Raw genomic sequence first — 7,957 nt, forward strand, 5'->3', positions numbered from 1 at the left:
TTGCCCGGCTTGCCGCACCGTCCGAACGAACGGCCAGCCGGGCAAGACCCGGCTCTACGCCACCGTCCGCGCCCGAGACCGCCCCGCGCCCCGGCACCCGCCAACCGGCCGTCCGCCTGCCCGATCGCCTGCAGATCGCACTGCTGCGCGCCTCCGGCTGCAACCCGAACGACCCTGAAACCCAGGCCCTGATGGCCAGCTGGAACCTGGACGAACTGCGCCGCAGTGCCGCCGCCAAGCGCGCGCTGTGGCCGCAGCTGCGGGCCCTGCGCAAGCGGAGCCGCGCGTGAGTGCGGTCAGTTCACCGCGACCACCGTCGCTGCGCGCGCTGCGCGAAGACGACCTGGATGCGGTGATGGACATCGAGGAGCGCGGTTACCCGTTCCCGTGGACGCGTGGCATCTTCGTCGACTGCCTGCGTGCGGGGTATCCGTCGTTGGCGCTGGAGGACGACGGCGATCTGGTGGGCTATGGCGTGCTCAGCGTGGCCGCCGATGAAGGCCACATCCTCAACGTCTGCGTGGACCCACACGTGCAGTCACGCGGGCTGGGGCGATTGCTGTTCCGCGCGCTGGTGCAGCTGGCGCGCGACCATGCCGCGCACCGGGTGTTCCTGGAAGTGCGGCCGTCCAATGGACCGGCGTTGAAGCTGTATGAAAGCGAGGGCTTCAACGAGATCGGTCGCCGACCGCGTTACTACCCCGCGCACGGCGGGCGCGAGGATGCGCTGGTGATGGCGATGGAGCTGGTCAGCGACGACATCGAGACGATGCCGCCGCTGTAAACAGCGCTTACAACTTCGCGCGCTGCTCGCGCAGACCGGCCAGCTGGGTGATCCAGTCCGCCAGGCGCACGCGCTCCTGCTCGACCACGGCGGCCGGCACCTTGTCGGTGAACTTGGCCAGCTTGGTCTCGCTCTTCTCGTATTCGCCCTGCACGCGCGCGATTTCCTTGTCCAGGCGTGCACGTTCGGCGTCCAGATCGACCAGGCCTTCCAGCGGCACCAGCAGCTTCAGCTCGCCCACGATCGCGGCCGCGGCCGGCGGGGTGGTTTCGCCATCGCCCAGCCATTCAATGCTGTCGAGCTTGAGCAGGAACGCCATCGAGGCACTGAAGCGCTCAATGCGGGCACGGTCCTGGGCGACACCGGCCTGCAGACGCAGCGGCACCAGCTTGGACGGGGCGACATTGAGCTCGCTGCGCACGCGACGCACGGCGCTGATCACGGCCTTCAGCCATTCCACGTCGGCCTCGGCCTGGGCGAAATCACCGGCAAACTCGGCCGCGGTCGGGTAGGGACGCAGCGACAGGGTGGCTTCGCTCAGACCCAGGCGCGGGGCCAGCTGCTGCCACAGCTGTTCGGTGATGAACGGGGTCAGCGGGTGCAGCAGGCGCAGCAGCGCTTCCAGCACGTACAGCAGGGTGTGGCGGGTGCTTTCGGCATCGGCGGCGTCGCTGCCGTTCAGCGCCGGCTTGCTCAGTTCCAGGAACCAGTCGCAGAAGGCATTCCAGACGAACTCGTACAGGCACTGCGCCAGCAGGTCGAAGCGATACGCGGCGAAGTGGCCCTGCGCTTCAGCGGTGGTGGCGGCCAGTCGTGCCAGGATCCAGCGCTCTGCATCGGTGCGCGGGGTCGGCGCACCGGCGAAGGCGGCCCCTTCGGTGTTCATCAGCGCGAAGCGGCTGGCGTTCCAGAGCTTGTTGCAGAAGTTCTTGTAGCCCTCGGCGCGGTTCATGTCGAACTTGATGTCGCGACCGTGGGTGGCCAGCGCGGCGATGGTGAACCGCAGCGCGTCGGCCCCGTGCGCGGCGATGCCGTCGGGGAATTCCTTGCGGGTCTTGCGTTCGATCTTCTCGGCGGTCTTCGGCTGCATCAGACCGCCGGTGCGCTTGGCGACCAGGTCGTCGATGCTGATGCCGTCGATGATGTCCAGCGGGTCGAGCACGTTGCCCTTGGACTTGGACATCTTCTGGCCTTCACCGTCGCGGATCAGACCGGTGAAGTACACGTCCTTGAACGGGATCTTCCCGGTCAGGTTGTCGGTGGCCATGATCATGCGGGCCACCCAGAAGAAGATGATGTCAAAGCCGGTGATCAGCACCGACGAGGGCAGGTAGCGGTCGAAACCGCGCTCGGCCATCGCCTGTTCGTTCGGCCAGCCCAGGGTCGAGAACGGCCACAGCTGCGAGGAGAACCAGGTTTCCAGCACGTCGCTTTCCTGGGTCAGCACGACGTCGCTGCCCAGGCCGTTCTTCTCGCGCACTTCCGCTTCGCTGCGGCCGACGTAGCAGGTGCCGGTGGCGGCGTCGAACCACGCCGGAATGCGATGGCCCCACCACAGCTGGCGGCTGATGCACCAATCCTGGATGTTGGTCATCCAGTGGCGATAGGTGTTGATCCAGTTCGGCGGCACGAAGCCGATGGCTCCGCTCTCGACCAGTTCCAGACCACGACGGCCCAGTTCGTCCATCTTCACGAACCACTGGTCGGTCAGGTACGGCTCGATCACCTGGCCGGTGCGGTCGCCGCGCGGCACCTGCAGCTTGTGTGCCTTGGTTTCGACCAGAATGCCGGCGTCTTCCAGCTCGGCCAGCACGGCCTTGCGCGCGTCGTAGCGGTCCAGGCCCTGGAAACGCTCAGGCGCGTTCTCGTTCACCGACGCGGTCGGTGTGAACAGGTTGATCATCGGCAGGCTGTGACGCACGCCGACCTGGTAGTCGTTGAAGTCATGCGCCGGGGTGACCTTGACCACGCCGGTACCGAACGCGCGGTCCACGTAGTCGTCGGCGATCACCGGCACGCGACGGCCGGTCAGCGGCAGCACCACCTGCTTGCCGATCAGGTGCTGGTAGCGCTCGTCTTCCGGATGCACCATCACTGCGGTGTCGCCCAGCAGGGTTTCCGGACGCGTGGTGGCGACCACCAGGTAGTCGCGGGTTTCGCGCAGCGTTTCCACGCCGTCGGCGTCACGCTCGACGTGCTCGTAGCTCAGGCCATCGTCCAGGGTGTAGGCGATCGACCACAGGAAGCCGTCTTCTTCGGTGGCTTCCACTTCCAAATCGGAAATGGCGGTCTTCAGCACCGGGTCCCAGTTGACCAGACGCTGGCCGCGGTAGATCAGGCCCTGCTCATGCCAGCGCACGAAGGCTTCAACCACCGCCTCGGACGGCTGCGGGTCCATGGTGAAGGTGCTGCGCGACCAGTCGGCCGAGGTGCCCAGGCGGCGCATCTGGCGCTCGATGATGTCGCCCGACTGCGCCTTCCATTCCCACACCTTGCCGATGAAGCCTTCGCGACCCAGCGAGTCGCGGGTTTCGCCCTTGCCTTCCAGCGCCAGGTTGCGGCTGACCACCATTTCGGTGGCGATGCCGGCGTGGTCGGTGCCCACCTGCCACAGCGTGTCGTAGCCGCGCATGCGGTGGTAGCGCACCAGCGCGTCCATCAGGGTCTGCTGGAAGGCATGGCCCATGTGCAGCGTGCCGGTGACGTTCGGCGGCGGCAGCAGGATGGTGTACGGCTCGCCCTGGCCGGACGGCTTGAAGTGGCCGGCCTTCTCCCAGGCGTCATACAGCGCCGTTTCGAAGGTCTTGGGATCGTAGCTGGAGGCGAGTTGGGTCATGCGGGGCAACCGGGAAAGGCAATCTGGAAAGGATCAGGGCGCGCAGGGCCCCCATCAAGGGGGCGCGGCCGTGGGTTACATGTCGTACTTGTTCAGGTCAAAGCCCAGCGCCTTGTACTGACGCCAGCGCTCGCGCAGCGGTTCGCGCGCTTCGGGGTCGGCCGGCACCACTTCCAGCACGCGGTCGCAGGCCCCCAGGTAGGGGTCGTCACGCAGGTTGATCACCAGCGGGCGGTCCGGGGCCTGACCGCCTGGCACGGCGATCAGCACCAGCGCTTCTTCCTCGTCCATGTCCTCACCGGCGATCTGGTGCGGAATGTAGGCGTCGTCGTCGAACGACCACAGCAGTTCGTCCAACGCCTCGGCCTGGGCCTGGTCACGCGCCAGCACCAGGGTCGGCAGCTGGGCGTCATTGGCCTTGCGCGCCAGTTCGCAGACCAGGCGCAGCGGTTCCGTGAGGAACCGCGGCTTGGCGATCAGGTAGAAATCAGCCCGCGACATGCGAAGAGCCGGCCTGGTCCAGCAGCCACTGGCTCAGCAGGCCGACCGGGCGGCCGGTGGCCATGCCACGCTTGCCTTCGTCGCTGGCGACGCCGGCGATGTCCAGGTGCGCCCAGCGCTGGCCTTCGGTGAAGCGCGACAGGAAGCAGCCCGCGGTGATCGCACCGGCCCAGCGGCCGCCGATGTTGTAGACGTCGGCGAAGCTGGAATCCAGCATCGGCTGGTACTCGTCCCACAGGGGCAGGCGCCAGGCGCGGTCGAACACATGCTCGCCGGCGGCCAGCAGCTCGTTGGCCAGATCGTCGTGCTTGGACATCAGGCCGGCGGTCTGGTGGCCGAGCGCAACCATGCAGGCCCCGGTCAGGGTGGCCACGTCGACCAGCGCCTGCGGCTCGAAGCGCTGCGCGTAGGTGAGGGCGTCGCACAGGATCAGGCGGCCTTCGGCGTCGGTATTGCCCACTTCAATGGTCTTGCCCGACATCGAGGTGATCACGTCGGACGGACGATAGGCGTTGCCGTCGATGGCGTTCTCCACGGCCGGCACCACTACCACCAGGTTCAGCGGCAGCTTGGCGGTGACAGCGGCAACGAAGGTGCCGATCACGTTGGCCGCGCCACACATGTCGTACTTCATTTCCTCGATGCCGCCCTGGGTCTTCAGGTTGACGCCACCGGTGTCGAAGGTGATGCCCTTGCCAACCAGCACGTAGGGCTTGGCGTCGCCGCCGTTGTTCCACTTCAGCACCACCAGGCGCGGACGGTTGGCCGAGCCACGGGCCACGGCCAGCAGCGAGCCCATGCCCAGCGCTTCCATGCCGGCTTCGTCGAGGATCTCGGACTCGGCCCCGGCGTGCTTCTGGGCGAAGGCCACCGAGGACTCGGCCAGATAGGCCGGGGTGCACAGGTTCGGCGGCAGGTTGCCCAGCTCGCGGGCGTACTGCACGCCGGCGGCGATGGCCTGGCCCTGGGTCAGGGCCTGGGTGTCGGTGCCGGCGATGGCCAGGGTGGCAAGACCCGGGGCTTCGGGCTTCTTGGTGCCCAGGGTGGCGGTGTAGCGGTAGGCCGCGTGGTCAGCGGTGATCACCGCCTGGCGGATGTTCCAGGCCGCGTCGCGACCCTTGATCGCGATCTCCGACAGGGTGAACAGCGCATGGCCGTTCACGCCACTCTTCAGGGCGCGGCTGGCGTCGCCGACCGCCTTCAGGTACTGCGGCACGCCGAACTTGGCCGGCTCGCCGAGGCCGATGACCAGCACGCGCGGGGCTTTGACCCCGGCCACGTCATGCAGCAGGGTGGTCGCGCCGGTCTTGCCGCCGACATCGCCGCGGTTGACCAGAGCGGTCAGGCGGCCGCCGCTGGCGGCGTCCAGGGCTTGAGCAGCGGGGCTCAGGGTCTTGTCGGCATAGACGCCGACGATGACGCAGTCGACCTCGGCGGAAGCCGGGGCAGCGTGGTTCAGGGTGAATTCCAGGGCCATTGATCAGATTCCGTTGGCAAATCCGTACAATCGCGAGCTGTTTACGCCGGGTCGGTAGACTGGGCAGCACCGCGAACGAATCCGAGAGTTTAAACCACCGCCCCATGTCGAAGCTCGATCGCTACCTCCTGCGTGATTTCGTCCAGAGTTTCCTGGCCACCCTGATCGTCCTGCTGGTGGTCAGCGTGGGGGGCGTGCTGGTGGACATCCTGGGCAACATCGCCGACGGCCGCCTGCCGGCCCGGCTGCTGTTCTCCCAGCTGGGCCTGCAGTTCATCGTCTACATGCCGCTGATCCTGCCGCTGGCGCTGATGCTGGGCCTGCTGCTGGCCACCGCGCGGCTGTACCGGGACTCGGAAATGGCGGTGCTGACCGCCATCGGCGTTGGTCCGAAGCGGCTGCTGCGGCCGGTCCTGATGATCGTGCTGCCGGTGGTGGGGCTGATCGGCCTGTGCTCGCTGTGGCTGGGCCCGTGGGCCGACCGCACCGGCGAGCAGATGATCGAGGACGCCAACCGCAGCCTGGTCATGGCCGGGCTGGAAGCCGGCAAGTTCACCCCCCTGCCCAATGGCGGCGTGGTCTACCTGAGCTCGGTCTCGCCCAGCGGGACCCAGCTGGGCCGGGTGTTCCTGCAGCGCGAGCGCGAGGGCCAGATCGAGGTGATGTCGGCCGAGCGCGGCCGCATGCATTTCGAAGGCGACCGCCAGCGCTACCTGGAGCTGGAATCCGGACACCAGATCGAAGGCCCGTCCGGCGGTGGTCTGGACTACAAGCTGATGACCTTCGCCGGCAATGACGTGGCCCTGCCGGACGGCGCGGTCACCCGCGACAAGAACGACCCCGAGCTGCTGCCGACCGGCCAGCTGTTCGGTGACCCCCGGCCCGAGGCCCAGGCCCAGCTGCACTCGCGCATCACGCCGCCGCTGATCGCACTCGCGTTCGCACTGATGACCCTGCCGCTGGCCCGCAGTTCGCCGCGCCAGCAGCGCTACGGCCGCATGATGCTCGCCTTCCTGGCGTATCTGGTGGGCATGAACCTGATGTTCATCGGCACCGGCTGGATCGCGGACGGCAAAGTGCCCGGTAGTCTGGGCCTGTGGTGGCTGAGCCTGCCGCTGCTGGGGTTGGCGCTCTGGATGTACTTCCGCGATGGCAGGCTGTCGCGCCCGAGGAGAACCGCATGAAATTCCGCCCGATGCGGTTTGACCTGTACCTGGGCCGTGCGGTGTTCGGCACGGTGCTGCTGACCTGGGCCGTGCTGGTCGGCCTGGACGTGGTGATGGCGTTCTCCGGCGAGTTCAAGGACGTCGGCAAGGGCAATTACACCTTGGGCCATGCCGCCGCGTGGGTGCTGTACACCGTGCCCCGGCGCGCCTACACCTTCTTCCCGACCGCCGCGGTGATCGGTTCACTGATGGGGCTGGGGCAGATGGCCGCCACCTCCGAGCTGACCGCGCTGCGCGCGCTGGGTCTGTCGCGCAAGCGTCTCAGCGTCTCGGTGGCGATCGCACTGTCGCTGCTGACCGCGGTGATGGTGCTCAGCGGCGAGACCCTGGGCCCGTGGGGCCAGAGCCGGGCCGATGCGATCCGGGCCAGCGCCAAGTACGGCAGCAATGCAACCGAGTCCAAGTACTTCGGGGTGTGGGCGCGCGAGGGCGACACCTTCCTCAATGCCATGGGCGGTGACGAGCAGCTGCTGCCCGAGGGCGGCACCCGGCTGGTGCTGCGTGACGTGCGCATGTACCAGATCGGCGAAAACGGGCGCATTGCCTCGTTCACCCGCGCCGGCACTGCCGAGCACGATGCCAGCGGCTGGAAGCTCAACAACATCACCCGCGATACCTTCGGCGAGCGCTCGGTCACCCGTGAGACCAAGCCCACCGAGCCATGGGACTCGCAACTGGACGCAGCCGCGCTGGCCAGCGGCCTATCCAAGCCCCGCAACCTGACCGCCTCCGACCTGCGTACCAGCATCGAGTACCGCAAGCGCAACGGCCTGGATGCGCGGGACTATGAAGACATCTACTGGAGCCGCTGGTTCTACCCGTTGAACGTGCTGGCGCTGTGCCTGGCCGCGGTCCCGTTCGCGTTTGGTTCGCTGCGCAGTGGTGGCATGGGCAAGCGGCTGTTCCTGGGCATTCTGTTCGCGCTGGGCTTCTGGCTGCTGCAGCTGTTCTTCGGGCGCATGGCCGGCGCGCTCAAGTTCGATTACCGCATTGCCTACGCGCTGCCGCCGATCGTGATGCTGGTGACGTCCGGGCTGCTGTTCCGGCGCAAGTCCGGTTAAGACGTAGAGCCACGCCCTGCGTGGCTTCGACCCCCCCGGCACCGCGCCGCCACGCAGGGCGTGGCTCTACGT

Annotated in this window: 6 protein-coding genes and 1 pseudogene; 4 read left to right on the plus strand and 3 right to left on the minus strand. The window is 67.6% G+C overall.

Features of this window, described 5'->3' with window-relative positions:
* Together QMX83_RS18500 and rimI are read left to right on the plus strand one after the other, a co-directional pair.
* Window positions 1-290 (plus strand): annotated as a pseudogene (locus QMX83_RS18500) (hypothetical protein); the annotation flags it as partial.
* Complete coding sequence (rimI, locus tag QMX83_RS18505) at window positions 287-784, plus strand: ribosomal protein S18-alanine N-acetyltransferase (RefSeq protein WP_282298106.1); 498 nt, start codon at window positions 287-289, stop codon at window positions 782-784. The pseudogene QMX83_RS18500 and the gene rimI, both read left to right, overlap by 4 nt.
* 7 nt (window positions 785-791) lie before the next feature.
* Here the strand turns inward: rimI and QMX83_RS18510 are convergent, their stop codons facing one another.
* From QMX83_RS18510 to QMX83_RS18520, 3 genes are all read right to left on the minus strand, one after another.
* Complete coding sequence (locus QMX83_RS18510) at window positions 792-3,620, minus strand: valine--tRNA ligase (protein WP_282298107.1); 2,829 nt, start codon at window positions 3,618-3,620, stop codon at window positions 792-794.
* Between the two features lie 75 nt (window positions 3,621-3,695).
* Window positions 3,696-4,121 (minus strand): DNA polymerase III subunit chi, encoded by a 426-nt coding sequence (locus QMX83_RS18515; RefSeq protein WP_282298108.1) that lies wholly within the window; start codon window positions 4,119-4,121, stop codon window positions 3,696-3,698.
* On the minus strand, window positions 4,108-5,598 hold the full coding sequence (locus tag QMX83_RS18520) for a leucyl aminopeptidase (RefSeq protein WP_282298109.1): 1,491 nt from the start codon (window positions 5,596-5,598) through the stop codon (window positions 4,108-4,110). Before QMX83_RS18520 ends, QMX83_RS18515 begins: the two co-directional genes overlap by 14 nt.
* 104 nt (window positions 5,599-5,702) lie before the next feature.
* Between QMX83_RS18520 and lptF the strand changes: the two genes are divergently transcribed.
* The gene (lptF, locus tag QMX83_RS18525) at window positions 5,703-6,782 is read left to right on the plus strand and encodes an LPS export ABC transporter permease LptF (protein WP_282298110.1); all 1,080 of its coding nucleotides are present in this window, start codon (window positions 5,703-5,705) and stop codon (window positions 6,780-6,782) included.
* The gene (lptG, locus tag QMX83_RS18530; RefSeq protein ID WP_282298111.1) at window positions 6,779-7,885 is read left to right on the plus strand and encodes an LPS export ABC transporter permease LptG; all 1,107 of its coding nucleotides are present in this window, start codon (window positions 6,779-6,781) and stop codon (window positions 7,883-7,885) included. The genes lptF and lptG overlap by 4 nt, the downstream gene beginning before the upstream one ends.
* The last annotated feature ends 72 nt before the right edge of the window (window positions 7,886-7,957 follow it).

The sequence above is a fragment of the Stenotrophomonas sp. PS02289 genome (assembly GCF_029960115.1).
Lineage (GTDB): Bacteria > Pseudomonadota > Gammaproteobacteria > Xanthomonadales > Xanthomonadaceae > Stenotrophomonas.

Coding starts and splice junctions, on each gene's coding strand:
- QMX83_RS18510 (WP_282298107.1), bottom strand. CDS start 3,620: ATGACCCAACTCGCCTCCAGCTACGATCCCAAGACCTTCGAAACGGCG.
- QMX83_RS18515 (WP_282298108.1), bottom strand. CDS start 4,121: ATGTCGCGGGCTGATTTCTACCTGATCGCCAAGCCGCGGTTCCTCACG.
- QMX83_RS18520 (WP_282298109.1), bottom strand. CDS start 5,598: ATGGCCCTGGAATTCACCCTGAACCACGCTGCCCCGGCTTCCGCCGAG.
- lptF (WP_282298110.1), top strand. CDS start 5,703: ATGTCGAAGCTCGATCGCTACCTCCTGCGTGATTTCGTCCAGAGTTTC.
- lptG (WP_282298111.1), top strand. CDS start 6,779: ATGAAATTCCGCCCGATGCGGTTTGACCTGTACCTGGGCCGTGCGGTG.